Here is a 25,495-nt window from a genome sequence, read left to right as displayed (position 1 = left end):
GGCGACCATCTATGAATACCCTTGGCCTACCTGTCAGAAAGCCCCGAGTGTAGCGGTCACCAGGGGCTGGCGAAGTCATGACTTGCTGGCTGATTTGGGAAACAATGCCTACATGGAGTAAAAAACGTATATAATGCGGCGATAAATGCTTATTGCCATAAGCAGGTGAAATCGCATATGGTTTTTGTGAATTAAAAACTTAGGTGTTAAATTGGAAAGAGAACTTTCTAGAAGTAATTCCTCGATGTTGGATTTAATTAGAGGCATATCTTCTCAGCTGGTAGTGGTTGGTCATGGGATTTCATTTTGTGGCATTGCAGTAAGATTTCATCAGCCCAACTTTCCGTGGATGCAAAATATTGCCGTTGTTGTGTTTTTCATTCTTTCTGGATTTGTTATTTCATATAGTTTAGGTAGAAAGTCGCATCGAAATGATTATGGCTTTCTCCACTATTTTGTTGATAGATTTGTTAGGATATATACATCATTTATTCCAGTTCTTATTTTTATTGTTGTGATTGACTTATTTAACCAGTCAGTTAACGGTGGTTTGTATAAATACAATGAGGCATTTAATATAAGGACGTTTATATATAATTTATTTATGCTTCAAGATTATCCATTTATAAATGTTGCGACTAGTTTTGGTTCGGCAAGGCCGCTATGGACAGTAGCAATAGAGTGGTGGATTTATCTTTTTGTTGGAGTGTTGTTTTTTGCATTTAAAAATAGAAGCAAAAATGCTTTTTTTTATTTTTTTATTGTCTTGCTGTCAATAGCGCCAATATATAACTTAATTGGTGGAAGAGGTAATGGGCTGACCTTGTATTGGGTCTATGGTGTGATGATTTACTACATTTATAAATATTCGATATTAAAAGGCATCAGCCTCGGAAAAATGTTTGCAATGATGGTGGTCATTACAGTAATGGCATGTTATCGAGTGATGGATAACCTGCAAGAATACGATCATTTATTTGCTCTGTATCTTGCTGGAATAATTATATTACTGGTGGAGATATCCACAAGATTTGATTTCAAAAATATTGTAGTGCGAGCATCTACATTTTTAGCAAGCTATTCGTATTCTTTGTATTTGATTCATTATTCAATATTTGATTTGCTAGTAACTCACTATGGTGGTGGCTACACGGTATTTATTGTTGCATTTACTATGTCCAATGTTATTTCATATTTCTTTGGTGTTCTGTTTGAAATACATATGGCAAAGAAATTAAAGAAATCTATCTATGATATTTTTCATTGGGAGTATAAAAGGCAATAATGTTTCTTGTTTTAAGTGATGCTTGATTTGGTGAATATATGTCATCGTTTAAGTAAGCCATAAAACTGTTATTCTTTTAGCCCCGAGTGACCACTACGCTCGGGGTTTTCTTGCCGGTTCCAGATTAAGGGGCCAGTTTGTTTATCATTACAATATTACTCCATCATTTATACAGGGCACTCACTTATCCAAGCGGCGATACATGTACAGGACCTTAAGAAAAACGGCAATTAAAACACCTTGCAACGTCCTGCTTTGCATCGATTTTATTTATTTTGTCCGGCGAGAGTTTTTGACAAAAACTCAACAGCCCATTCCAATCGCTCCCTTATTTCACTGATGGTTCGGTGCGCTATCGCTTCCAATATCGGTAGCCACTATGTCACGTCACTCTTCGCAGCCTTGAGCGTTGATAAACCCTCTTTCATCAGCGTCTGTGCCACTCGTCGTGTCAGCACCAGTGATAGCAGACTGACCCACACCAGACCTTCGGCGAGCGATTGCTGGCCATGTCTCTCGTGGCAAGTTGGTCATCCAGATGCAGCATCACTTCTCCTCGGCGAACCCGTGCCGGAGCAGCCGATACTCGTATTGCCCTGATTTCACATCCATATTCAGCATTTCTGCCCAGCAGTGCCGCCGTCCTGCATCCTTGAGTGACATGTCTATCAGCTTGGGGTTGTTCGCCCACCATCTGGCAAAGCATGCGCACCTGCGGATAGGCCGTCTCGCCATGCCGGGTACCGGGCTTGGCAAAGGCAGCGGCATTGTCCGGGGTATCGGGTGTGTGCCACATCACGCCATCGACGGCGAGCAGTTGCAGCCCGGCCCAACCGAGATGATTGGCCTGCTGGTGCCAGAGAGAGGCGGTCTCGTGAAACAGGCGTTCGATGCTCTTGTCCCCCAGTTTTTGGCGAGCATGCAGGAAGGCGCTGGGGGCAACAAAGGGGCGGTCGCCGGGCAACAGGATATCAAGCTGATTGACCAGCTGGGTCATAGGGACGTGGCGGAAGATAGCCATGCCGATGATGGCCCAGACCAGACGCTCCATGGGCATGCGGCGACGCCGTAGGGTAGCGACGCCTTTTTCATCGAGCAGTGTCGTGATGAGGTCGGGAGGAATGAGGTCTGAGAGTGACTCAAACTGAGCGGCATTACTGGCGTGCAGGAAATCGAGAGCATGGGCGATACGCATAAAAAATCCGAAACCAATCAACAGGTTTCGGATTTTCACACAACAGAAGGGTCGGTCAATGGATCCTTAACTGATCGGCATTAGCTTCGGCTGCCATTTTTATTGATGTCTTATGTCGTTCTGGTTCAGGAGGTCTTGCGATCCTGATCCGGCTCGAACTGATGGCCCGATTTCTCCAGCTCCAGGTTCTCTTCGGAGCGTTTGCCCACCCAGTAATCGGCGTTCTTGATGCCGAGCTTCTCCGGGTGGAATACGGGGTCAATCCCTTGTGCCTGCTGCGCTTCATAATCTTTCAGACAGGTGAAGGCGGTCTTTTGCAGCAGCAGGATGGCGATGATGTTGAGCCATGCCATCAGGCCAACCCCGATATCACCCATGCCCCACGCCAGATCTGCCGTCTTGACGGTGCCGTAGACAGTGGCAGCCATCAGCGCAATCTTCAGCAAGAAGGTGAGCCAGGGGCGATTTATCTTGCGGTTGATGTAGGCGATGTTGGTTTCGGCGATGTAGTAGTAGGCAACGATAGTGGTGAACGCGAAGAAGAATAGCGCGATGGCCACGAAAATGCTGCCAAAGCCCGGCATCATGCTCTCCATAGCGGTCTGCACATAGCCCGGGCCTGCTGCGATACCGGCAATACCTGTGTAGATAGCAGCGCCGTCCGGCCCTTGTACGTTATAGAGCCCGGTGATCAGCAGCATAAAGCCGGTGGCGGAGCAGACGAACAGGGTGTCGATATAGACGGAGAACGCCTGAACCAAACCCTGCTTGGCCGGGTGACTCACTGCCGCCGCAGAGGAGGCGTGCGGCCCGGTACCCTGACCGGCTTCGTTGGAGTAGACCCCGCGTTTTACCCCCCACATGATGGCCAGACCCAGAATGGCACCGAAACCGGCATCCAGACCGAAGGCGCTCTTCCAGATCAGCAGGATCACGCCCGGCAGCTGGCCGATATTCAGGGCGATGATGACGCAAGCCACGATGATGTAGCCCAGCGCCATAAAGGGCACCACGGTACTGGCGAAGCTGGCGATACGCTTGACGCCGCCGAAGATAATAAAGCCGAGCAGCAGCGCCAGGCCGGCGGCGGTGACGTTCGGATCGATATTAAAGGCGGTCTGCAGGCTGGAACCGATGGAGTTGGCCTGCACGCCCGGCAGCAGCACGCCGCAGGCGAAGACGGTAGCGATGGCAAAGGTCCAGGCGTACCACTTCATGCCAAGCCCTTTCTCGATGTAGAAGGCCGGGCCGCCGCGGTATTCACCGTTGATCTTCTCTTTGTAAACCTGACCCAGGGTGGACTCCACGAAAGCAGAGCTGGCGCCGAGGAAGGCGACCATCCACATCCAGAACAGGGCGCCCGGACCACCGAAGGTGATGGCGGTGGCCACACCGGCGATGTTACCGGTACCCACGCGACCGGCCAGGGTCATGGCCAGCGCCTGGAAGGAGGAGACACCGGCATCGGTGCTCTTGCCATCAAACATCAGGCGCACCATCTCTTTGATATGACGCAGTTGCAAAAAACGGGTGCGCAGGGAGAAGTAAAGACCGACCCCCAGACACAGGTAGATGAGCGCAGGGCTCCAGATTACACCATTGATGGCATTGACGATTTCATTCATGTACAACAACTCCTTTGTTGTGTTTGTGGCGCTGTCTTGGCGAGATCTTGGCCTCGCTCTCTGTCACTGTTTTTGGCCCCATTTGTTAACAATCCAGTTAACAAATGAGCGCGAGGTTGAGGGGTTAAGCAGAGCGCAAACACGCGCCATGCATGGCTTGTAACATATCGAGTTGTATCGGTGCTTCCCAGCGAAAAATGTTGCCTTGTTGCAAATTTGTGAATTGACAAGGGTGGGGGGATAATGGCAGGCAGCGTTTTCTATGAGTAAAGATGAGGTCCTCCTTGTTGATCTGCGCCAGACAATGTGACGGGCGTAACACAATGGAAAGCAAACATGAGGCCAACAATGAAAAATGATCCTGAGACGTTGACGATCCGTCCCCCTGAGGTCGACGACGGGAGCGCCATCGCCCACCTGTTCGCCCAATTGGGGTATCCTGCCGAAGGCGCTGACGTGACGGCGCGCCTGTTGACGCCGGATCCCGCGAGCGTTGTGCTGCTCGCCTCCCTAGGCGACAAGGTGGTCGGCGTGCTGGTGTGGCACAAGCTGGCACCGCTGCATGTTGCACCAGCTTGGGGCCTGATCTCGGCGCTGGTTGTCGATGAAGGGGCAAGAGGGGCGGGAGTGGGCGCAGCCCTGCTCAAGGGAGCCGAAGCGATGGCGCGGGCCGCAGGTTGCGCCCAGCTGGAGCTATCCAGTAGTCTCAAGCGCGAGGCAGCCCACCGTTTTTATCTGGCGCAGGATTATCAGGAGCGGCCGAAACGGTTCGTCAAACTGTTGTGACCTGTTGTTTGCATCAAAAGAAGGAGTAGGCGTGCTGGGATGGTTCAAATGGCTGGGTGGTCGCCCGCAAACGCCCATGAGTGACGATGAGATGGCGCTGTGGCGTCAGGGGCTGGCGGCAGTGCCCATCTTGCAAGGGCTCAGCGACGCCGAGCAGACGACGCTTATCGGCTTGGGGCAACAGCTACTCAAGCGCAAGACCCTGACCCTGATCGGGGTAGAGCTCAGCCACCGTCAACAGGCGGTGCTGGCGCTGCAGGCGGCGTTGCCCATTCTTCATCTCGGTCTTGACTGGTATCGCGGCTTTCACGAAATCATCATTATTCCCGAGCCCGTGACCCGGCGCCAGGAGGTGCAGGATGAGTTCGGTCTGGTGAGTGAGTTTGAAGAGGAAAATGCTGGCGAATCCTGGCCGCAAGGGCCGTTGGTGCTGGCCTGGAGCGAACTGCAGCAGGATGGCGACTGGGACGGCTTTAATCTGGTGATCCACGAGCTGGCTCACAAGCTCGATATGCTGGGCGGTGAGGCGGACGGTGCGCCGCCGTTGCCGGGGCCGATGAGCAGCCAGCTGTGGCAGCAGGCCTTTCAGGCCGCCTTCGATGAGCTGTGCCAGCAGCTCGATCGGGATGAGGTAACCGCCATCGATCCCTATGCGGCCGAACATCCTGCCGAATTTTTTGCCGTCAGCTGCGAGTGTTTCTTTACCGATCCGCTGCGGCTGCAGCAGGTTTATCCCGCGGTATACCGGCAACTGAGCCAGTTCTTTAGCCAGGATCCCGCGCAGCGTTTTCCCGCGACCCGCTTGCTGGCGGGGGAGGTGGACGTCAAGTCACTGAGCTGATAACCGATCTGTTGAACGGTTATTCGAGATAGCAAAAAGGCACCCGAGGGTGCCTTTTTCACAATCTGAGTGGCTTGCCTATCAGGCAGCGGCTTTCAGCTGTACGGCGGCTGCTTTCTTGTGATCGCCGATCGGCATTACGGTGCGGCCGAACTGCTCGTTGATCACGGTGGCCATGGCCAGGTAGATGGCGCTGGCGCCACAGATGATGCCTTCGAAACCGGCGATGGTACCGATCAGGGTGCTGCCGGTGAAGTCACGGGCGGCCAGCAGGAAGAACAGCACGGTCAGGGAGGCGAACACGAACTGCTTGGCGCGCGGGTAGTTGATGGTGCCAACCAGCATGAACAGGGTGAACATGCCCCACATCAGCAGATACCAACCCATGTAGGCGTGCGGAGTGGCTTCGGCCAGACCCATGGTCGGCATGATCAGCAGGAACACCAGGCTCAGCCAGAACAGGCCGTAGGAGGTGAACGCGGTCACACCGAAGGTGTTGCCACGCTTGTACTCCATGATGCCAGCGATGATCTGGGCGATGCCGCCGTAGCACAGGCCCATGGCCAGGATCATGGCGCTGATGGGGAAGAAACCTGCGTTATGGATGTTCAGCAGGATGGTGGTCATACCGAAACCCATCAGACCCAGAGGGGCAGGGTTGGCCAATTTTTCGCTCACGTGGCGTTCTCCAAAAATAGAGGTGGGGGTTAACAAAAGACGCGCGATTTTAGGCAGGCTGTGGCGCGCCCGCAAGGGGGCAAGGGGGATAAATCGTAAAAAAACTACGTGATTATTTGCATCAGTGGCCAAATGCTCACCAAGACAGGCTGTTTGGTGAGCAAAAGGTGTCAAAATAGTTGAGGGGTTGTATTTTTCTTACGCTTTTGCGCAGTGCGGCGGCCTTACTGATCCAGTGTCAGGATCACTTTGGCTTCCTTGTCCTCTTCCTTGACCTGGCTGTCGAGCACGAACAGCCGCTCCGGGGCGATCCCTTGGCTGTCGACCAGAAACTCCTTGGTATTTTGCGCCCGGCGCATGGCGAGATTGCGCAGGGATTTGGCGGTGATGAGCTGCTGATCCCGCAGCAGGATCACCGCCTGGGCCCGCAGTGCTGCGCTCTCTTCATCCAGATGGAGCCGATCGGCCAGATCATCCAGATCTTCACCAAAGCGCTCTTCATAGGCCTGGGCCAGCGCCTCTTGCAGGGCGGGGTCCTGTTCCAGCAGGTCGAGATCTGCCTGATTGCCGGTGAGCTTGGCCAGTACCCGCTCCAGCTTTTGCCGTTGCAGGATGGGGCGCTCCTCGTTGAAATTGACTTTGCCGCGAATGTTCATGCTGAGCTTGGGTCTATCCTTGAGGGCCTGCGCCAGCTTGACCAGTTTCTCCTGCTGGGTGGGGGTGAGATCGGGCTCCCCCGGCAGGAAGGGAAGTTCGTCGAGATCTTCGGTGCCATCGGCCAGCGAGGCGAGCAGGGAGAAGGGGGAGGTGATCGCCTTGCTCAGTGTGTTGCCCAGCACATCCCAGAAGATATTGCCGATGCTGAAGTCCGGTTGATCGAGATCCCCCTTCACCTTGAGGTTCATCTGTATCACCCCGTTGGCATCGCTTAGCAGGGCGATGGCCAGCCCCAGCGGCAGATCCTTGGCCTGATCGCTCTTGATCTTCTCGCCCAGTTGCAGCTTCTTGATGGTGATGTCGTTATCCCCTTCCAGCCGGTTGCCCTCCAGCTTGTAGTGCAGCTTCATGGAGAGCTGCCCCTTGTCGATGGCATAACCGGCATAGGTACCCGAATAGGGGGTAAAGGTGGTGAGCTCCAGATTGTGGAAAGCGACCGCGATGTCGAGGATCGGGTTGGCGACCAGCAGGTTGGTACCGCCGCGAATGGTCACCGGCGCATAGCGATCCACCTTGCCGTTGAAGGCGAGATCGGAGCGTTGCCCCGGAATATTGCTGATATGGCGACTCTGGCCGCCCAGCGAGGCGATATCGGCCACAAAATCCTGACTCAGGCTGCGGTCGGCAAAGCGCAGGTTGCCCTGCTCTGTGCGCAGCTGGTCAATGGTGAAACGAAAGTCGGGAGTCTTGCTGCCAGCCGTCGCGTGAGTGCTGTTGGTTGCCGCCGGTTGCGGCAACAGCAGCTGTTGCAGGTTGGTGGTGCCATCCTCGTTGATCTCGATGCGGGCGAAGGGCTTATTCAGAGCAATGTCCTTGATCCGCATCTGCTGGCTGATGCCGTCGTACGTCAGACCGGTGAGAGCCAGGGTGTTGAACTCCAGCAGCCGCTGATTGTCTGCCCGATCGACCACCTTGAGCCCGTTGATATCGAGCCCCCCCTGCAGGGTCAGCTTGCTCAGATCTCCCTGGGCGGTGGTGGCGAGATCAAGTCTGGTCTTGCTGCTCAGCAGCCCGTTTTGCACCTTGATGCGTACCAGATCGGCCAGATAGGGCTGTGCCAGCGTCAGGGGTAGCCCCTGCTGGTTGATGTCGCCGCTTAAGGTGAAAGGAGTCAGGGTCAGTTGGCCATCAAAGGCGAGGGGGCTGCTCTGGTTGAACTGGGTGGCCAGAGTCAGTTTGCTCGGTTGCTCCCCCTTGCTGCCCAGTGGCCCCAGCGCCAGCTTGAGGCCGGAGAGCTGGCGTGCCTGCGGTTTGCCGCTGCTCGATTCGATGAGAGTGAGATCGCCCTTGTCGATAAGGATCTGCTTGATCTGCCACTGCCAGGGTTTGTCTGGCGCATGTTTCTTGCCGTTACCGGCTGTCTTTGCTTGTTGTGCCGACTTGGGCGCCGCATTGTTGGCCACCTCGTTTGCGGCGTGGGCCCCTTTGACGGGCTTGGCGGGGGCCTGTTCAATCAGCAAGTCAGCCAGATCCAGCTCCTGCTGTGGGTTGAGGGTGGCCTTGAGCAGGGGCTGTTGCAGGGTCACCTTGCCGATCTGGAGCGACTGTTTCTGGCCATCGACCGCCAGATCGCTTAGGGCCAGCTGGCCGAAGCGGGCAAATTCGTCGCCCTTGTGTTTTTTAAGCTGCCAGTTGTCCAGGGTCAGCTTGCCTTTGGACAATTGCCACAGCACTCCTTGCTTGCCCTCTTTAAGCTGGTACTGCACCTCTGCATTGGCGTGGCCCTTGGCCAGATCCAGCTTGAGATAGGGTGCCCAGAGCGGGGCGAAGGGTTTCAGCTCGACCTGTTTGAGGCTCGCTTTGCCCTGACCCATGCCGCTCATCACATCGAGTTTGCCATGAGCGGCGAGGCTGCTTTTGCCATTGATGGCGGCGCTCAGCTGATAGGCGGTCGGGTGATTTGCCTCGGTGCGCAGGTTATCGAGCTTAAGGGTCACTTTTTCCAGATTGAGGGGCGGCAACCAGCCGGGTTCGCTCTCCTTGCGTTGATCCTGATAGCGCACATGGCCGTCAGTGACATTGACACTGGCAATATCGATCAGCAGCGGGGCGCTGGCTGTTTCGGGCTCGGGGGAGGGGGCAGGGGCGAGCAGGGTCGCCAGCGCATCGGTCAGATTGAGTCGAACATCCCCTTTTTTGTCTGTCAGACGTTGCAGCAGCACCACGGGTTTGGTCAGGGTGACGGCGGAAAGCACGACCCCTTTCTGCTGCCAGCTGGCTTGCAGGTTTGGGGTGATAAAGAGCTGCTCAAAACGGATGATAGGCTGCTGTTTGGCATCGAGCAGGGCAGTCGCGCCGAGGGTGAGAGAAGGGTTGCGCAGCCCTACGTCAATCTCCCCCAGCGTCAGTTGCAGGCCGTAGTGCTCGGACAGCCAGCCGGGCAGATAGCGCTGGACCAGACGGGGGGTTTGCCACAGCAGCAGGGTGATCAGGATAAGAAGCAGCAGAAAAGCGTAGGCAAGGTAGCGCAGCAAGCGGAGCTTGGGGGACGCGGGCTCGGTGGTGTTCATTTGGTGCACTCCCATTTGGTTCCCGCCATGGTACAGAAAAGCTGGATAGTAATCATGGGGTTGCGTGCTGTTGTACGCCGTACTTTGTCCAAAGGCGATCCAGTTCACCCTTTTGTTGCAGCGCTGCCAGCCACTGTTCCAGCTGTGCAGGGGTAATGGGGGCCTCAGGGTGAAGGATGGCGCGGTGTTGATACTGTTGATCCCATTTTTGCGAGATCAGCAGCTGGTCGGCTGTGTCGGGATTGGCCTGCAGATATTGGTTAAGGTACGAAACGTTGAGAATGGCTACCTCGCCGCGCCCTTTGAGTAGCGCTTGCAGGGCGCTGACGTTGTCTTTGACCAGGGTGATATTGAGCTTGCGCTGCAGGTAGAGGGGATCGGCTTTGAACTGGCCGACGCCGTAGTGATAGCCGGTCACCCCGATGAGGTGATGGCTGGCAGGATCGTCAAAAAAGTGCTGATCCCGGCCCGTTTTGCGCAGTGCCACATAGACCTCGCCACCACCGAGGAATGGGGCTGTCATCTTGAATTTATCGGTGTCCCAGCCCCACTTGGTGTCTTCAAACAGCATCAGCGAGAAACGGCCCAGATCGAGCGCCTTGTAACGGTTGACGGCCGAGGTGGGAACAAAGACGAAGGTCACCTCTTTCTGCACGGCATTGAGCTGGTCGATAAGCTCCAGAGTCAGCCCTTCATAGCGGGAATCGGGGAGTTTGATCACAAAGGGGGCATAGGGGTATCCACCAACCTTGATGAGGGGATGGCTCCAGCCAGAGAGGCTGAACAAGAGCAAAAACCAGCACCAATATCTCATGGGATCCCCAAGGCAAAAGCTTGCTCCCAGATTCGGTTAATCTGCGCCAGTTTTCAAGCTGTTAAGGGAATTAACACAGCGCTGTTCGGCGGCTTCCAGCTCGGCCATCACCATCTGGATATCCTCCAGTTGCTGGCGCAGGGCGCCGCGTTTTGCCTCGATCAGCTGGATCATGGAGTGGAGCTGGGTTTTGCTCGATTTGTCGGTGTCGTACATATCGAACAGCTCGCGGATCTCGGCCAGGCTAAACCCCAGCCGTTTGCCGCGCAGGGTCAACTTGAGCCGGATCTTGTCCCGATGGCTGTAGATGCGGGTTTGCCCCTCCCGCTGGGGAGTGAGCAGCCCCTCATCCTCGTAGTAGCGGATGGTGCGCGGCGTGACATCGAATTCGTGGGCCAGCTCCGAGATGCTGTAGGTGATCTCCTTGCCGGGCAGGGAACGGGACATGATCATGACTCCTGTTGCTGGGCGTGTGGCTCGCAGAGGCGGGCACGCAGCCGTTCGGCATTGGCGTGCAAGGCCTGACCGACCCGCGAGCCGTTGGCGCGGCCGAGCTGCTCGCTCACCCACTGGCCGGTGGCCGCCAGTTTGTCGAGATCCACCCCCGTCGTCATGCCAAGGCCGTGTAGCAGGTAGACCACCTCTTCTGACGCCACATTGCCGGAGGCGCCCGGCGCATAGGGGCAGCCGCCAAGGCCTGCCACCGAGCAGTCGATGGTGCGAATACCCCGCTCCAGCGCGGGTAGCAGGTTGGCCAACCCCTGGCCGTAGGTGTCGTGAAAATGGACCGCGAGTCGCCCCGCCGGGATCTCGTGCAGCACCGCATCCAGCATGGGCGCCACCGTGCCCGGGGTGCCGACGCCGATGGTGTCCCCCAGCGAAATTTCGTGGCAGCCGAGATCCAGCAACTGCTCGGCCATGGCAGCGACTCGTTTCGGGCGGGTCGGGCCATCGAACGGGCAGGCGATGACGGTGGAGAGGTAGCCGCGCACCTTGATGCCGAGGCGGCGCGCCTCCTGCACCAGCGGGGCGAAGCGCACCAGCGACTCCTCCACGCTGATGCCGATATTGGCGCGGGTAAAACCGTCGGAGCAGGCGGTGAAGAGGCCAATCTCATCGGCGCGGGCGGCAATGGCGGCCTGCAAGCCTTGCAGATTGGGCACCAGAGCGCCGTAACGGGTTGAGCCCTTGCGCGGCAGTGCCTCGAACAGCGCTGCGGAGTCCGCCATCTGCGGCACTTTTTTGGCAGAGACAAAGGCACCCACCTCGATGCGTTGCAGGCCGCTGTCGGTAAGGCGCTGGATCAGCTCCAGCCGCTGCACCAGGGAGAGGGGCGCAGCTTCATTTTGCAGGCCATCGCGCGGCCCCATCTCCACCAGACTGACCCTGTCGTCACGGACGTCCTGTGATCGGTTCATGGGTGTTCCTCCTGTGAAGCAGTCTCTTCGGCAAAGCGCACCAGCACGGTTCCCTGGCTTACCTGCTCGCCCTGTTTGCACTGCAGGGCTTCAATTACCCCGTCCCGCTCTGCACGCAACTGGTGTTCCATCTTCATCGCCTCCAGCACCAGCAGGGGTTGCCCCTTGCTGACCGTTTGGCCAGGTTCGATCATCACGGCTACCACTATGCCGTGCATGGGGGCGATGGCGCCCTGCGCCTTCTCATTTGTCTGATCATGATGATGGCTGTGCTGCCGATCATCGGCCGCGAAGCGGATGCGCAGGCCCGCCAGGGTCATGATGAAGGCAGCCTCCGAGCCTGAGACCGTCTGAATGGGGAGCTGTTGCCAGCAGCCACCCTGCTGCAGCCGGATATTATCGTCACCTTTCTGGTAGCAATGAGTCTCCCCTTGCCACTCAAACTGGCCGCCATGATCGTTAAGGGTCAATACCCGGTGCTCATCACCGATGCGCACCGCCGCTGTCCAGCAGCGATCCGGCCCCAGCCGAAATCCGCAGGCTTGCTGCCAGGGGGAGGTGCCCGCAGGGCGGCTCGCCAGCCAGAGGGCTGCCAGCGGCCAGGCGAGCTCAGGAATGGGCCGTGCTGTGGTGGGTATGGGCCACTGGGTATGGTGGCCCATGGCCAGGACGTCGGGCTCTTCACACAGGCGCAGCAGCAGCGGGCCGTTGTGCACCAGCGGCCCGAGATCCAGTGCCGCCAGCGCATCTGCCAGTTTGGCGAACGCCTCGGCGCGGTTCTGGCCGTGGGCGATCAGCTTGGCGATCATGGGATCGTAATAGGGGCTCACCTCATCGCCAGCGGTGACGCCGGTGTCGATGCGCACGCCAACGGGCCAGTGGAGCCAGTGGATGGGCCCGCTGGCAGGCAGAAAACCGGCTGCCACATCCTCGGCGTAGAGGCGCGCCTCCACCGCATGGCCGCGCAGCACAACTTCCTCCTGAGTGAGTGGCAGCGGCTTGCCTTCGGCCACGGCCAGCTGCCAGGCCACCAGATCCTGCCCGGTTACCGCTTCGGTGACCGGATGCTCCACCTGCAGCCGGGTGTTCATCTCCATAAAGAAGAACTCATCCTTGCAGAGCAGGAACTCGATGGTGCCAGCCCCCTGATAATGGATGGCTTTGGCTGCGGCCACGGCCGCATCCCCCATGGCGCGGCGCAGAGCCGGAGGGATGTCGGGGGCGGGCGCCTCTTCGATCACCTTCTGATGGCGTCGCTGCAAGGAGCAGTCCCTGTCCCCCAGATAGATGGCGTTGCCGAGGCTATCGGCAAAGACCTGTACTTCCACGTGGCGAGCCTGGGTCAGATAGCGCTCCAGCAGCACCAGATCGTCACCAAAGGCGGCCTTGGCTTCCCGTTTGACTGCCGCCAGCGACTCGTCAAAGTCGGCCAGCTGATCGACCCGACGCATCCCCTTGCCACCACCGCCACTGGCTGCCTTGATAAGTAGCGGGAAGCCAATCTGGCTCGCCTGATCGCGCAAAAAGTCCGGCCGCTGATCCGTGCCGTGATAGCCGGGCAGCACAGGTACGCCGGCAGCCTGCATCAGCGCCTTGGCCCCCGATTTGTCGCCCATGGCGAGAATGGCGGCGCCGCTTGGGCCGACAAAGCGCAGGCCGCGCTGTTCGCAGGCGGTGGCAAAATCGCTGTTTTCCGACAGAAAGCCGTAACCGGGATGGATGGCATCGGCGCGCGCCTCTTTGGCAATCTTCAGCACCTTGCCGGTGTCGAGATAGCTCTCTCTGGCCGGTGCGGGCCCCAGATGCCAGGCCTCATCGGCCAGACGGGTGTGCATGGCATGGGCGTCGGCATCGGAGTAGAGGGCGATGGTGTGAATGCCGAGGCGTTTCGCCGTCTTGATGATGCGCACGGCGATTTCGCCACGATTGGCAATCAGCAGGCGTTTAATCTGAGTGTGATGGGTCATGTCTCATCCTTGAAACGGGGACGCCAGGCGGGAGGGCGTTTGTCGAAGAAGGCCTGCATCCCCTCCTGGGCTTCGAGTCCCACCCGAACCCGGGCAATGGTCTCGACAGTTTTCTCTTCGTGCAGGCGGGAAGGATGGGCCTCTATCGCCGCCAGCAGTCGTTTGGTCTCTTTCATCGCTTCCGGCCCGTTGCGGCACAGACGCAGGGCCTGCGCCCGTCCCTCCGCCAGCAGTTGATCCGGTTTGCAGAGTTGGTGTGCCACATTGAGCCGACAGGCGGTAATGGCATCGAACGGCTCGGCACTGAGCATGTAGCGGCGCGCCTGACGCATTCCCATGGCACGTACCACGTAGGGGCTTATCACCGCAGGCACCAGACCCAGGCTTACCTCTGAGAGGCAGAAGCGGGCATCATCGCTGGCCAGCACCAGATCGCAGGCACAGATCAGCCCCAGCGCCCCGCCATAGGCGGCCCCTTGCACCAGCGCTACCGTGGGGAAAGGGAGCTCGTCGAGGGTCTGCATCAGCCGCGCCAATACCCGGGCGTCTTCGCGATTGTGCTCAAAATCGGCGTGAGCCAGATTGCGCATCCAGTTGAGATCGGCACCCGCGCAAAAGTGTTTGCCCTCTGCCCGCAGCAGCAGGGCGTGGGGGCGTTCGGCGAGATCATGACCATGGAGATGGGCCAGATCATCGAGGCAGTCGAGCAGCCCCAGCATCAGGTCGGCATCAAAGGCGTTGTGGCGGGCCGGGCGCGACAGCACCAGTTCGGCCAATGGGCCGTGCCGCTCCAGCCGAAACGGGCCCTGTGTTGAAGAGCCAATTGCTGAGGAAGTAAGTGGATCTGACATGGGTTTGCTCCTTACATCCGGAAGATGCCGTACTGCTCGGGTTCTGCGCGGGCCCCCTGACAGGCGGCGAGCGCCAGCGCCAGTACGGTGCGGCTCTGGGCCGGGTCAATGACGCCATCATCCCAGAGGCGGGCGCTGGCGTAGTAGGGGTGACCCTGGCGCTCATACTGTTCGATCACGGGCGCGCGGATGGCGGCCGCTTCCTGCTCGCTCAAATCTTTGCCCTCAGCAGTCAGCTTGTCGCGACGCACCTGCACCAGCACTCCGGCAGCTTGTTCGCCACCCATGACAGAGATACGGCTGTTGGGCCAGCTAAAGAGAAAATCGGGTTCATAGGCGCGGCCACACATGCCGTAGTTGCCGGCACCAAAGCTGCCGCCGATGATCAGGGTGATCTTTGGCACCCGGCTGCAGGCCACTGCGGTCACCAGCTTGGCGCCGTGCTTGGCGATCCCCTCTTTTTCTGCGCTACTCCCCACCATAAAACCGGTGATGTTCTGCAAAAAGAGCAGCGGGATGGCACGCCGGTTACAGAGTTGGATAAAGTGGGCCCCCTTCTGGGCGCTGTCGCTGTGCAGCACGCCGTTGTTGGCGAGGAGCCCCACTTCCATGCCGCAAATACGGGCAAAGCCGGTCACCAGAGTGGTGCCAAACAGCGCCTTGAATTCGTCAAAGTCAGAGCTATCCACCAGTCGTGCAATCAGTTCGCGGGCGTCGTAAGGGCGTTTGAGACTGGTGCCCACCAGACCGTAGAGCTCCTCTATGGGGTAGCAGGGGGGCTCGTAGCCGGGGCTGCTCTCTATCGGCTCGTTACCCAGATGAGTAACCAGCGTGCGGGCGATGGCTAGCGCGTGGGCATCGTCACGGGCCATATGATCAGCAACTCCAGAGTGGGCGCAGTGTACTTCGGCGCCACCCAGGGCCTCGGCGCTGATCTCCTCACCGGTGGCGGCCTTTACCAGCGGCGGGCCTGCCAGAAAGATGGTGGCCTGCTCCCTGACCATGATCGACTCGTCCGCCATGGCAGGCACGTAGGCGCCGCCTGCGGTGCAGAGCCCCATCACCACCGCCAGCTGCGGGATATTCTGGGCCGACATGCGGGCCTGGTTGTAGAAGATGCGACCAAAATGATCCCGGTCGGGGAACACCTCGTCCTGCATCGGCAAGAAGGCGCCTCCGGAATCCACCAGATAGAGGCAGGGGAGACGCAGCCGCTCGGCGATGGCCTGGGCGCGCAGGTGCTTTTTCACCGTGAGCGGGTAGTAGGTGCCGCCCTTCACGGTGGCGTCGTTCACCACCAGCATACAGAGCCTGCCCGAGACCCGGCCGATGCCGGTGATGATGCCGGCGGCGGGCACCGGCTCGTCATAGACCTGCCAGCCAGCCAGCGCCGACAGTTCGAGAAACGGGGAGCCCGGGTCCAGCAGCTGATTGATGCGCTCGCGGGGCAGCAGCTTGCCACGGGCCTGATGGCGGGCGTTGTTGGCCGCGCCGCCTCCTTGGGCGATCTCGGCAATGCGGGCATGGAGATCGTCGACCAGCCCCTGCATGGCGGCCCGATTGGCTGCATATTCCGGGCTCGCCGTGTCGAGACGGGAGTGGATACGACTCATGCGTTCTCTCCCATCAGCTCGCGACCAATCAGCCAGCGGCGAATCTCCGAGGTGCCAGCACCTATCTCGTAGAGCTTGGCGTCCCGCAGCAGACGGCCGGTGGGGTATTCGTTGATGTAGCCGTTGCCGCCGAGCAGCTGGATGGCATCGAGCGCCATCTGGGTGGCATTTTCGGCGGCAAACAGGATAGCGGCGGCGCAATCTTTACGGCTGGTGTGGCCCTGATCGCAGGCGCTCGCCACCGAATAGACCAGCGCCCGGCTGCTGGCGAGGCGGGTATACATGTCGGCGAGCTTGCCCTGTACCAGCTGGAACTCGCCGATGGCTTGACCAAACTGCTTGCGCTCACGCACATAGGGCAGCACTACATCCATACAGGCCTGCATGATGCCAAGGGGGCCCGCAGCCAGCACCACCCGCTCGTAATCGAGCCCGCTCATCAGCACCTTGACCCCGCCGTGCAGGGTGCCCAGCAGGTTTTCCTGCGGCACCCGGCAGTTGTCGAACACCAGCTCGCAGGTGCTGGAGCCGCGCATCCCCAGCTTGTCGAGCTTCTGGGCGGTAGAAAAACCGGGAGTGCCGGCTTCAACGATAAAGGCAGAAATTCCTTTGGGGCCCGCACTGGTATCTGTCTTGGCATAGATGACGAAGGTGTCGGCATCGGGACCGTTGGTGATCCACATCTTGTTGCCGTTCAGCACGAAGTGATCGCCCTCGCGCTCCGCGGTGAGGCGCATGCTGACCACATCGGAGCCTGCGCCCGGCTCGCTCATGGCCAGTGCCCCCACATGCTCGCCACTCACCAGCGGTGGCAGGTAGCGCGCTTTCTGTTCCGCCGTGCCGTGGCGGTGGATCTGGTTGATGCAGAGATTGGAGTGGGCGCCATAGGAGAGGCCGACCGAGGCGCTGGCGCGGCTTACCTGTTCCATCACCAGCACGTGGGCCAGATAGCCGAGATTCACCCCGTCATACTCCTCTGCTACCGTGATGCCGTGCAGCCCCAGTTCACCCATCCGGGGCCAGAGATCACGGGGAAAGGCGTTGCTCTGATCGATCTCGCTGGCGCGCGGGGCGATCACTTTCTGGCAGAAGGCCGCAACCTGTTCGGTCAGGGCATTCAGGGTCTCATCCATCTGCATCCATGCTCTCCTTGCGGATATGACAATCGGGTAGGAAGGTTGGTTCGACCGGCTGACTCGGCTTCAAGGCTGGCAGTGGTCGGTCCATTTTTGTACTTCACTTCTGCCATAAGTTTACGTTAGCGTAAACGTAAATCAATTGTTAATCTGTTGTGTGTCGATGGAGAGGTGGTAGTGAGAACGTCATCAGCTACCACGACAACAGCGCCATAGTGGCAGAGCCGACTGACGCAGCGTGTGGGCGCCGCGTCATAAAGCACTAACTCAGGAAAGTAAGCGCGGGGCAACAAGGGAGCGAACGACAAGATGGATTTTACCCTGACCGATGATCAACAGGCGTATGTGGAGGCGGCCGCCGCCTTTGCCGATGAGGCGCTCAAACCCCATGCCGCGCGCTGGGACAAGGAGCATGAGTTTCCGATCCCGACCATCAAGCAGGCGGCCGGGCTCGGGTTTTGCGGTCTTTATACCCCGGAGCCGTTTGGCGGATTGGGGCTGCCGCGCCTCGATGCGAGCCTCATCTTCGAGCGTCTCGCCATGGGCTGTACCTCGACTACTGCGTATCTGACCATTCACAACATGGTGAGCTGGATGCTGGGTAACTGGTTGCCCACCGAGGTTGCCAAGGAGTGGGTGCCCAAACTGGCTAGCGGCGAATTGCTGGGCTCCTATTGCCTCACCGAGCCGGGGGCGGGTTCCGATGCTGCTGCACTCAAGACCCGTGCGGTGCGCGAGGGTGACTGCTACCTCATCGAGGGGACCAAGGTCTTTATCTCGGGAGCAGGCAGCAGCGATGTGCTGGTGGTGATGGCCCGTACCGGTGGTGAAGGTGCGAAGGGGATCTCTGCCTTTATGGTGCCGGCTAATGCCCCCGGTGTGAGCTATGGCAAGGCAGAAGAGAAGATGGGCTGGAACAGCCAGCCGACCCGGGAGGTTGTCTTTAATGGGGTTCGCATTCCTGCCAGCTATCGGTTGGGCGAAGAGGGGGAAGGATTCAAGTTCGCCATGCAGGCCCTTGATGGGGGGCGCATCAATATTGCCACCTGTTCGGTGGGCACCGCCCAGCAGGCGCTGGACGATGCGCTGGCTTATGTGCAGCAGCGCCAGCAATTTGGTCACCCGATCAGCGAATTCCAGAGCGTGCAGTTTCGCCTGGCCGACATGGCGACCGAGCTGGCTGCCGCCCGTTTGCTGGTGCGTCAGGCCGCCGACAAGCTGGATCGCGGGGCTCCGGACAAGAGTGCCTGGTGTGCCATGGCCAAACGGTTTGCCACCGATGTGGGTTATCGAATCTGTGATGAGGCTCTGCAACTCTTTGGCGGCTATGGTTATATCCGCGAGTATCCGCTCGAGCGCTATCTGCGCGATACCCGGGTGCACCGCATTCTGGAGGGCACCAACGAGGTGATGCGACTCATCATCGCGCGCCGCATGCTGGCTGATCCCGGTTTGACGCTGGGCTAACCGGTGGTCGCATCAAGGGGGTGTCTACTGCCACCCGATTTGCACCATGCCGGTTTCGGCTTTGTGAGCCAGCCACAGGTTGGTGTCATTCAAGCCTGTCATCATGGCGGCAGCTTCATCGACAAGGACAATGTTATGACAAGGATCAGACTCGAATATCATGGCCACGTGGCCTATATCACTCTCGACCATCCCCCTGCCAACACCTGGACCCTCGCCAGCCTGCAGGCCTTTTTGCAGATGATGGTGGAGCTCGACAGTCGTCCCGATGTGGTGGCGCTGGTGATCCGTGGTGCGGGCGACAAATTTTTCTGCGCCGGTGCCGACCTCAATATGTTTGTCGAGGGGAATGTCGAGCTGGCCCGCGAAGTAGCCGAGGCCTTTGGCAAGGCCTTCGAGGCGCTGGCCCGTTTTCATGGCGTCAGTATCGCCGCCATCAATGGTTATGCCATGGGCGGTGGCCTGGAAGTGGCGTTGGCCTGTGATATCCGCATCGCCGAGCAGCAGGCGTTGCTGGGACTGCCGGAAGCCTCGGTGGGCTTGCTTCCCTGTGCCGGTGGCACTCAGCGCCTGACCGAGCTGGTGGGGCCGGGCTGGGCCAAGCGGATGATCCTCTGCGGTGAGAAGGTGAGTGCCTCGCTGGCCTACGAGATGGGGCTGGTGGAGGAGGTGGTGAAAACCGGTCAGGCGTGGGAGGCGGCGCACCAGATGGCCCATCTGGTGGAGCGCCAGAGCCCGAGCGCCCTGCGCGCCTGCAAAACCCTGATCAATCAGGGCCGCAGTGGTCCGCGGGATGCCGCCTTGCCCCTTGAGCGGTCGCTGTTTCTCGATCTCTTTAGCGATGCCAATCAGCGTGAAGGGGTGGCCGCCTTCTTGGAGAAACGCTTACCGCGCTGGCAATATGGCCCAACAAAATAAATCCATACGGAGCCGTTTATGAGTGAGCCGGTCAAGGTTAGCTGTTATCCCACCGAAGATGGTCATCAGATCGGGGTGTTGACCCTCGACAGCCCGGCGTCTCTCAACGCATTGAGCCTGCCGATGATCCAGATCCTGCAACAGACGCTGACCCGTTGGGAGCAGGATCCCGCCATCGTCTGTGTGCTGTTGCAGGGGGCGGGTGAGAAGGCATTTTGTGCCGGTGGCGATATCCGCTCCTTCTATTACCGCAAACAGGAGGCAAGCGGATCGGAACTGTTCGAATATGCCCGCGACTTTTTCGAGCAGGAGTACCGGCTCGACCACCACATCCACTCTTACCGCAAGCCCCTGATCTGCGTGGCGGACGGTATCTGCATGGGGGGCGGCATTGGCCTGTTTGCCGGAGCCGATTTTCGGGTGGTGACCGAAAGAAGCCTGTTCGCCATGCCGGAGGTGACCATCGGCCTCTACCCCGACGTGGGGGCAAGCTGGTTTTTAAGCCGGATGCCGGGGCGACTCGGGCTCTGGCTCGGTCTGACTGGCGCCCGCTTCAACGGGAGTGATGCCATCGGTCTTGGGCTGGCGGATCACGCCATCGCCAGTGGCGAGCACAGTGCGCTGCTGTCACACCTCGCCGTACTCGACTGGACTGGCAGTGGTGATCCCCGTGAGCAGATCGATCTGCTGCTCAGGGGATTGCACCGTGAGGTGGCGGCCCGCTTGCCAGCGCCAGTATTGCTGCCCCATCAACAGAGGATCGATGCCTTGCTGGCGGGACGCACGCTGCAAGGGGTATTGGCGCGGTTGTTCGAAGCTCAGTTCGATGAACAGGAGACGGTACTCCAGCAGGCGCAGCAGCTCTGCCGCACTGGCAGCCCCATCAGCCGCGCCATTTTGTGGCGCCAATATTGGCAGGCTCGCCGCAACTCACTGGCAGAGGTATTTGCCGAGGAGCTGACCCTCTCGGTCAACTGCGTGCTGAAGGGGGATTTTGTGGAAGGGGTACGGGCACTGCTGATCGACAAGGATAAAGATCCCCGCTGGCAACGGTTGCCACCGGAGGGGGAGTGGCTGGACGAGTTCTATCGCTGGCCGCAGGGGCGCAATCCGTTGGCCTGCAAGGAATAACAGGTTGGCAACCGGCGGACGCCGCCATCAGCAACGCAAGGAGCAAGCGGGATGACAAGGATAGGGTTTATCGGGCTCGGCAACATGGGCGGCCCCATGGCGGCCAATTTGGCCGGGGCCGGGCACACGGTGCAGGTGTTTGATCTGGTTGCCCAAAACATTGAGCGCGCCATCGCCGCTGGCTGTATCGCAGCGGGGGATGCCCGTGAGGCGGTGACCGGCTGCGAGGTGGTGATCAGCATGCTACCTGCGGGGGAGCATGTGCGCGATCTTTGGTTGTCTGAGGGGCAGGATCTGCTGGCAGCCCTGCCGGTTGGTGCACTGGTGATCGACTGCTCCACCATAGATGTCGACTCTGCCCGTCAGGTCGGGGAAGCGGCCCGCGCCCGCGGTTTGCGCTTTATTGATGCCCCTGTCTCGGGCGGTGTCGCCGGTGCGGCCGCCGGGACGCTCACCTTTATCGTTGGCGGCGATGGGGCGGATTTCGAGTCGGCGAAACCTCTGCTCGCCTGCATGGGGCAGAACCTGTTTCACGCCGGGACGCTGGGTGCCGGGCAGATCGCCAAGATGTGCAACAACATGCTGCTTGCGATCCATATGGCGGGCACTGCCGAGGCGCTGGCCCTCGGGGTGAAGGAGGGGCTGGATCCCGCCGTGCTCTCCACCATCATGGGCAAGAGCTCCGGCAACAACTGGAGTCTGGAGCGCTACAACCCCTGGCCCGGGGTGATGGAGAATGTCCCTGCCGCCCGCAACTATCAGGGGGGCTTTATGACCCGGCTGATGGTGAAAGATTTGGGATTGGCCATGGCGCTGGCCGAGCATGGCCACAGCGCTGTGCCCATGGGTGCGCTGGCCCGCAACCTGTTCAACCTGCATGCCGCTCAGGGGCAGGGGGGGCGCGATTTCTCCAGCATCGTCGAACTCTATCTGGATAAACAGGATCCCGCCTGACGGGCCACCTCTCTTCAAGGCATCTCCCTTCGACCAGCTACAAGGAGCATTGATGGATATCAAAGATAAGGTCATCGTTATTACCGGTGCCGGACGTGGCTTGGGACGGGCCATTGCGCTGGCCCTGGGCGCACAGGGGGCGACGCTGGCGCTGCTCGACATCAATCGCGCCGATCTGGAGGCGACCGCCGCCATGATTCACAGCCAGAATGGTCAGTGTGATCAAGATAGCCAGTGCGAGCTGTTTGTCTGCAATGTGGCGAGCGAAGCCGAGGTCGAGGCCGTGTTTGCTGCCATCAAGGAGCGTTTTGGAGTACTGCACGGTCTTATCAACTGCGCCGGCATTTTGCGCGATGGCATGCTGATCAAGGTGAAAGAGGGTGAGCTGGTGGAGAAGATGACGCTGGCCCAGTGGCAGAGTGTGATTGACGTCAACCTCACAGGTACCTTCCTCTGCGGTCGCGAGGGGGCGGCGCTGATGGCGCAAGAGGGGCAGGGGGGCGTCATCATCAACATCTCCTCTATCGCCCGCGCCGGCAATATTGGCCAGAGCAACTATGCCGCCAGCAAGGCGGGGGTTGCCTCGCTGGTGGTGACCTGGGCGCGGGAGTTGGCGCGCCATGGCATTCGGGTGATGGGGATTGCCCCCGGGGTGTTTGCCACCGACATGACGGCGGCGATGAAGCCGGAGGCGATGGCACGGATGCAGCAGGCCATTCCGGTCGGCACCCTTGGCGAGGCGCAACAGCTGGCCGAGACGGTGAGCTTTATTTTTGCCAACGACTATCTGTCGGGAAGGATGATAGAACTGGATGGCGGTTTGCGTTTATAGGGATTTACATAATGGGCCCCGGTGTTTCCACCGGGGCTTTTTTATGCAGATTATTTATACAGAGAGTGCCTGAATGGCGATGCATAGGAACCATGCGAGTCAGGTTGTGTTGGCAGAAAAATGAGAAATATCAATGGGTCTTGGTTAATTTGAGCCAGCTCACAGGCCATATGGGTCAGTGCTGTAAAATTGCGCGCGGTCAAGGCGGTGCATGATTGACGGGACGAGGGATTGCGGTCGGAATAGTCATGCAATATAGTTGCCGCCTTTTTCACGGGGTCAGGATTCCCAGCCCCTCCCATATTGCGCGCAGTATGAATACGGACGCTCTGCCGCCGCCTAAATAAACAGGATTGAAATGGACAAGAAACTAGGGCTGGGCGCCCTCATTTCGCTGGTGATCGGCTCCATGGTCGGCGCCGGGGTCTTCAGTCTGCCACAAAACATTGCTGCGCATGCCAGTGCCGGGGCGGTCGCCCTGGGTTGGGCCATCACCGGTCTTGGCATGATCTGTCTCGCGCTGGTCTATCAGAACCTCTCCATGCGCCGCCCCGATCTCGATGGCGGTATCTTCAGCTATGCCAAAGCCGGTTTCGGCGATTTCATCGGTTTCAACGCCGCTTGGGGTTACTGGCTCTGCCAACTGCTGGCCAACGTCTCTTACGCCATCGTGGTGTTCAGCGCCCTGAGCTACTTCTTCGATACGCCGGACAACGTCATCTTCGGTGACGGCAATACGCCGGTCGCCATCACGCTGGCCTCCATCCTGATCTGGTCGGTGCATGCGCTGGTGCTGCGCGGGGTACAGGTTGCTGCGCTGGTGAATATCGTCACCACCATCGCCAAGATGGTGCCGCTCATCGTCTTCTGTGTTGCGATCCTGCTGGCTTTCAACATGGATACCTTCACTCTGGATATCTGGGGCCAGAACAACATGGAGCTGGGCTCCGTGATGGATCAGGTCAAGTCCACCATGAAGGTGACCCTCTGGGTCTTTATCGGGATTGAAGGGGCCGTGGTGGTCTCTGCCCGTGCCCGTCATCGCAAGGATGTGGGCCGTGCCACCGTGCTGGCGCTGCTCGGCGCCCTGACACTCTATGTGATGGTGACCCTGTTCTCGCTTGGTGTCATGAGCCAGCCGCAACTGGCGGCGCTCAAGAACCCCTCGACCGCCATGATCCTCGAGGCCGTGGTCGGCCCCTGGGGCGCCTGGCTTATCAACATTGGTCTTGTGGTGTCGGTGATGGGGGCTCTGCTCAGCTGGACCGTGCTGGCCGCTGAAGTGCCCTACATCGCAGGCAAGACCGGCGTCTTCCCGGGCTGGTTTGCCAAGGAGAACAAGAACGGCTCGCCACAGGTGTCCCTCTGGTGCTCTACCTGTCTGGTGCAGATCTTCCTGATCATCATCTACTTCCAGAGCAGCACCTATCTGGCGCTGGTCAACATCGCGACCTCGGCGGCGCTGGTGCCGTATGTATTCTCTGGCGCTTATGGTCTGAAACTGGCATTGAAAGGGGAGACCTATCAGGATCAACCCCATCAGCGCAAGCGTGACCTGCTGCTGGCCCTGGTGGCGACGGTTTACGGCTGCTGGCTGGTCTACGCAGCCGGTGTGGAGTACCTGTTGCTGGTGGCGCTGCTCTACAGCCCGGGCATCTTCATCTACTGGAAGGCGCGTCAGCATCACGGTCTGCGCGGCCTTAACCGGTTGGAGCAGGGGATGACGGCGGCCCTGCTCGGCTGTGCCGTGCTGGCCTTCTACAAGGTGATGGACGGTACCATTCCACTGCACTAACCGGCACAATGAAGAGATGGCCCTCGCGCCATCTCTTTTTTTTTCATGCAGATATCCACTGTTGCCCGGCCGTGTTGGCCAGTTTTTGTTTAACACAGGAATTTTTATGCTGTTTATGGGTTACCTCCTGCTGGGCGCCTTTGCCGGTATGCTGGCGGGACTGTTCGGGATCGGCGGCGGTCTTATCATTGTCCCCGTGCTGGTCATGACCTTTCGCGCCCAGGGCATAGACCCTGAAATCATTACCCATCTGGCCCTCGGCACCTCGTTGCCCACCATGATCTTTACCGGATTCAGCTCGCTGCGGGCCCACCGGGAGGCGGGCGCCGTCGATTGGGTGATGATCCGCCGACTCGGCGCCGGCATGCTGATCGGGGGTTGGCTTGGCGGCATGACCGCCAATCTGCTCAGCACCAGCACCCTCAATATCATCATCGGTTGTTTCGCCTGGAGCATGGCGCTACAGATGGGGCTCAACCTTAAACCCACAGCGGAACGCCATATGCCGGGTCCGCTCGGCACAGGCATCGCCGGTACCATCATTGGCTGGATGTCGGCGCTGTTTGGTATTGGCGGTGGCTCGCTGACCGTCCCTTATCTGAGCTGGAACTCGGTGCCAATGCGCAATGCGGTAGCGGCCTCTGCAGCCTGCAGCATGCCCATCGCGCTGGCGGGGAGCCTCAGCTACCTCTATGCGGGTTGGGATCATGCCGATCTGCCCGAGTGGAGTGTGGGCTACATCTATCTGCCCGCCCTGCTGGGCATTGTGCTGACCAGTACCCAGTTCGCCCGCATTGGCGCCAAGCTGGCACACCGCCTGTCACCCACACGCCTCAAGCAGGCCTTTGCCCTGCTGATGCTGCTGGTAGGGGCGAAATTTATGCTGTTTAGCTGATTCATTCGACAGATTGTTGAAAAATAAGGCAAACGATCTGTTGGAGGGTAGAAAGCCGTTGCATTGA

20 protein-coding genes and 2 pseudogenes are annotated in these 25,495 nt (G+C 59.1%); 10 read left to right on the top strand and 12 right to left on the bottom strand.

Annotated features, from left to right (window positions below):
* Positions 1–211 precede the first annotated feature (211 nt).
* The gene (locus BN1139_RS04620) at positions 212–1,285 is read left to right on the top strand and encodes an acyltransferase family protein (protein WP_005351370.1); all 1,074 of its coding nucleotides are present in this window, start codon (positions 212–214) and stop codon (positions 1,283–1,285) included.
* Between the two features lie 180 nt (positions 1,286–1,465).
* Here the strand turns inward: BN1139_RS04620 and BN1139_RS20805 are convergent.
* The 3 genes and pseudogenes from BN1139_RS20805 to BN1139_RS04610 all read right to left on the bottom strand — a co-directional run.
* Positions 1,466–1,963 (bottom strand): annotated as a pseudogene (locus tag BN1139_RS20805) (IS4 family transposase); the annotation flags it as partial.
* 13 nt (positions 1,964–1,976) lie between these two features.
* Positions 1,977–2,480 (bottom strand): annotated as a pseudogene (locus tag BN1139_RS04615) (transposase domain-containing protein); the annotation flags it as partial.
* A gap of 125 nt (positions 2,481–2,605) precedes the next feature.
* Positions 2,606–4,105, bottom strand: coding sequence for an alanine/glycine:cation symporter family protein (locus BN1139_RS04610; protein WP_005336959.1), 1,500 nt, complete (start codon positions 4,103–4,105; stop codon positions 2,606–2,608).
* Between the two features lie 348 nt (positions 4,106–4,453).
* On the opposite strand from BN1139_RS04610, the gene BN1139_RS04605 reads away from it, so the two are divergent.
* Both BN1139_RS04605 and BN1139_RS04600 read left to right on the top strand, forming a co-directional pair.
* Positions 4,454–4,891, top strand: a complete 438-nt coding sequence (locus BN1139_RS04605; protein WP_005351374.1) for a GNAT family N-acetyltransferase — start codon at positions 4,454–4,456, stop codon at positions 4,889–4,891.
* A gap of 76 nt (positions 4,892–4,967) precedes the next feature.
* Positions 4,968–5,732 carry a M90 family metallopeptidase gene (locus tag BN1139_RS04600; protein ID WP_041980229.1) on the top strand — a complete coding sequence of 255 codons (765 nt, stop codon included), beginning with the start codon at positions 4,968–4,970 and terminating at the stop codon, positions 5,730–5,732.
* Positions 5,733–5,813: 81 nt separating this feature from the next.
* On the opposite strand, the gene BN1139_RS04595 is transcribed toward BN1139_RS04600, so the two are convergent.
* The 9 genes from BN1139_RS04595 to BN1139_RS04555 all read right to left on the bottom strand — a co-directional run bounded on the left by BN1139_RS04595 (position 5,814) and on the right by BN1139_RS04555 (position 17,439).
* On the bottom strand, positions 5,814–6,410 hold the full coding sequence (locus BN1139_RS04595; protein ID WP_005336948.1) for an acetate uptake transporter: 597 nt from the start codon (positions 6,408–6,410) through the stop codon (positions 5,814–5,816).
* A 224-nt stretch (positions 6,411–6,634) separates the two neighbouring features.
* A complete protein-coding gene (locus BN1139_RS04590; protein WP_005351378.1) occupies positions 6,635–9,637 on the bottom strand; it encodes a DUF748 domain-containing protein in 3,003 nt (1,000 codons plus the stop codon).
* Positions 9,638–9,689: 52 nt separating this feature from the next.
* Complete coding sequence (locus tag BN1139_RS04585; protein WP_005351383.1) at positions 9,690–10,451, bottom strand: substrate-binding periplasmic protein; 762 nt, start codon at positions 10,449–10,451, stop codon at positions 9,690–9,692.
* Positions 10,452–10,487: 36 nt separating this feature from the next.
* Positions 10,488–10,898: a MerR family transcriptional regulator gene (locus tag BN1139_RS04580; RefSeq protein WP_005351385.1), complete on the bottom strand. Its 411-nt coding sequence runs from the start codon at positions 10,896–10,898 to the stop codon at positions 10,488–10,490.
* 2 nt (positions 10,899–10,900) lie between these two features.
* Positions 10,901–11,869, bottom strand: a complete 969-nt coding sequence (locus BN1139_RS04575) for a hydroxymethylglutaryl-CoA lyase (protein ID WP_013723808.1) — start codon at positions 11,867–11,869, stop codon at positions 10,901–10,903.
* Entirely contained in the window at positions 11,866–13,836 is a 1,971-nt protein-coding gene (locus tag BN1139_RS04570; protein ID WP_013723807.1) for an acetyl/propionyl/methylcrotonyl-CoA carboxylase subunit alpha, read from the bottom strand. The genes BN1139_RS04575 and BN1139_RS04570 overlap by 4 nt, the downstream gene beginning before the upstream one ends.
* Complete coding sequence (locus BN1139_RS04565; RefSeq protein WP_041915409.1) at positions 13,833–14,687, bottom strand: enoyl-CoA hydratase-related protein; 855 nt, start codon at positions 14,685–14,687, stop codon at positions 13,833–13,835. Before BN1139_RS04565 ends, BN1139_RS04570 begins: the two co-directional genes overlap by 4 nt.
* Positions 14,688–14,698: 11 nt before the next feature.
* The gene (locus BN1139_RS04560; protein ID WP_013723805.1) at positions 14,699–16,300 is read right to left on the bottom strand and encodes a carboxyl transferase domain-containing protein; all 1,602 of its coding nucleotides are present in this window, start codon (positions 16,298–16,300) and stop codon (positions 14,699–14,701) included.
* Positions 16,297–17,439, bottom strand: a complete 1,143-nt coding sequence (locus BN1139_RS04555) for an isovaleryl-CoA dehydrogenase (protein WP_005351394.1) — start codon at positions 17,437–17,439, stop codon at positions 16,297–16,299. Before BN1139_RS04555 ends, BN1139_RS04560 begins: the two co-directional genes overlap by 4 nt.
* Positions 17,440–17,745: 306 nt before the next feature.
* Between BN1139_RS04555 and BN1139_RS04550 the strand changes: the two genes are divergently transcribed.
* The 7 genes from BN1139_RS04550 (at position 17,746) to BN1139_RS04520 (ending at position 25,428) form a co-directional block, all read left to right on the top strand.
* Complete coding sequence (locus tag BN1139_RS04550) at positions 17,746–18,903, top strand: acyl-CoA dehydrogenase family protein (protein ID WP_005351396.1); 1,158 nt, start codon at positions 17,746–17,748, stop codon at positions 18,901–18,903.
* 135 nt (positions 18,904–19,038) lie between these two features.
* Positions 19,039–19,821 carry an enoyl-CoA hydratase gene (locus BN1139_RS04545; protein WP_005351398.1) on the top strand — a complete coding sequence of 261 codons (783 nt, stop codon included), beginning with the start codon at positions 19,039–19,041 and terminating at the stop codon, positions 19,819–19,821.
* Positions 19,822–19,839: 18 nt separating this feature from the next.
* Positions 19,840–20,952, top strand: coding sequence for an enoyl-CoA hydratase/isomerase family protein (locus BN1139_RS04540; RefSeq protein WP_005351399.1), 1,113 nt, complete (start codon positions 19,840–19,842; stop codon positions 20,950–20,952).
* 51 nt (positions 20,953–21,003) lie between these two features.
* Positions 21,004–21,906: a 3-hydroxyisobutyrate dehydrogenase gene (gene mmsB / locus BN1139_RS04535; protein WP_005351400.1), complete on the top strand. Its 903-nt coding sequence runs from the start codon at positions 21,004–21,006 to the stop codon at positions 21,904–21,906.
* Between the two features lie 52 nt (positions 21,907–21,958).
* Complete coding sequence (locus BN1139_RS04530; protein WP_005351401.1) at positions 21,959–22,738, top strand: SDR family oxidoreductase; 780 nt, start codon at positions 21,959–21,961, stop codon at positions 22,736–22,738.
* 358 nt (positions 22,739–23,096) lie between these two features.
* Complete coding sequence (gene arcD / locus BN1139_RS04525) at positions 23,097–24,533, top strand: arginine-ornithine antiporter (protein ID WP_005351402.1); 1,437 nt, start codon at positions 23,097–23,099, stop codon at positions 24,531–24,533.
* 106 nt (positions 24,534–24,639) lie between these two features.
* On the top strand, positions 24,640–25,428 hold the full coding sequence (locus tag BN1139_RS04520) for a sulfite exporter TauE/SafE family protein (protein ID WP_005351403.1): 789 nt from the start codon (positions 24,640–24,642) through the stop codon (positions 25,426–25,428).
* The last annotated feature ends 67 nt before the right edge of the window (positions 25,429–25,495 follow it).

This window comes from Aeromonas veronii bv. veronii (assembly GCF_000820225.1).
GTDB lineage: Bacteria > Pseudomonadota > Gammaproteobacteria > Enterobacterales > Aeromonadaceae > Aeromonas > Aeromonas veronii.
This window is presented reverse-complemented; position numbering and strand designations above follow the sequence as displayed.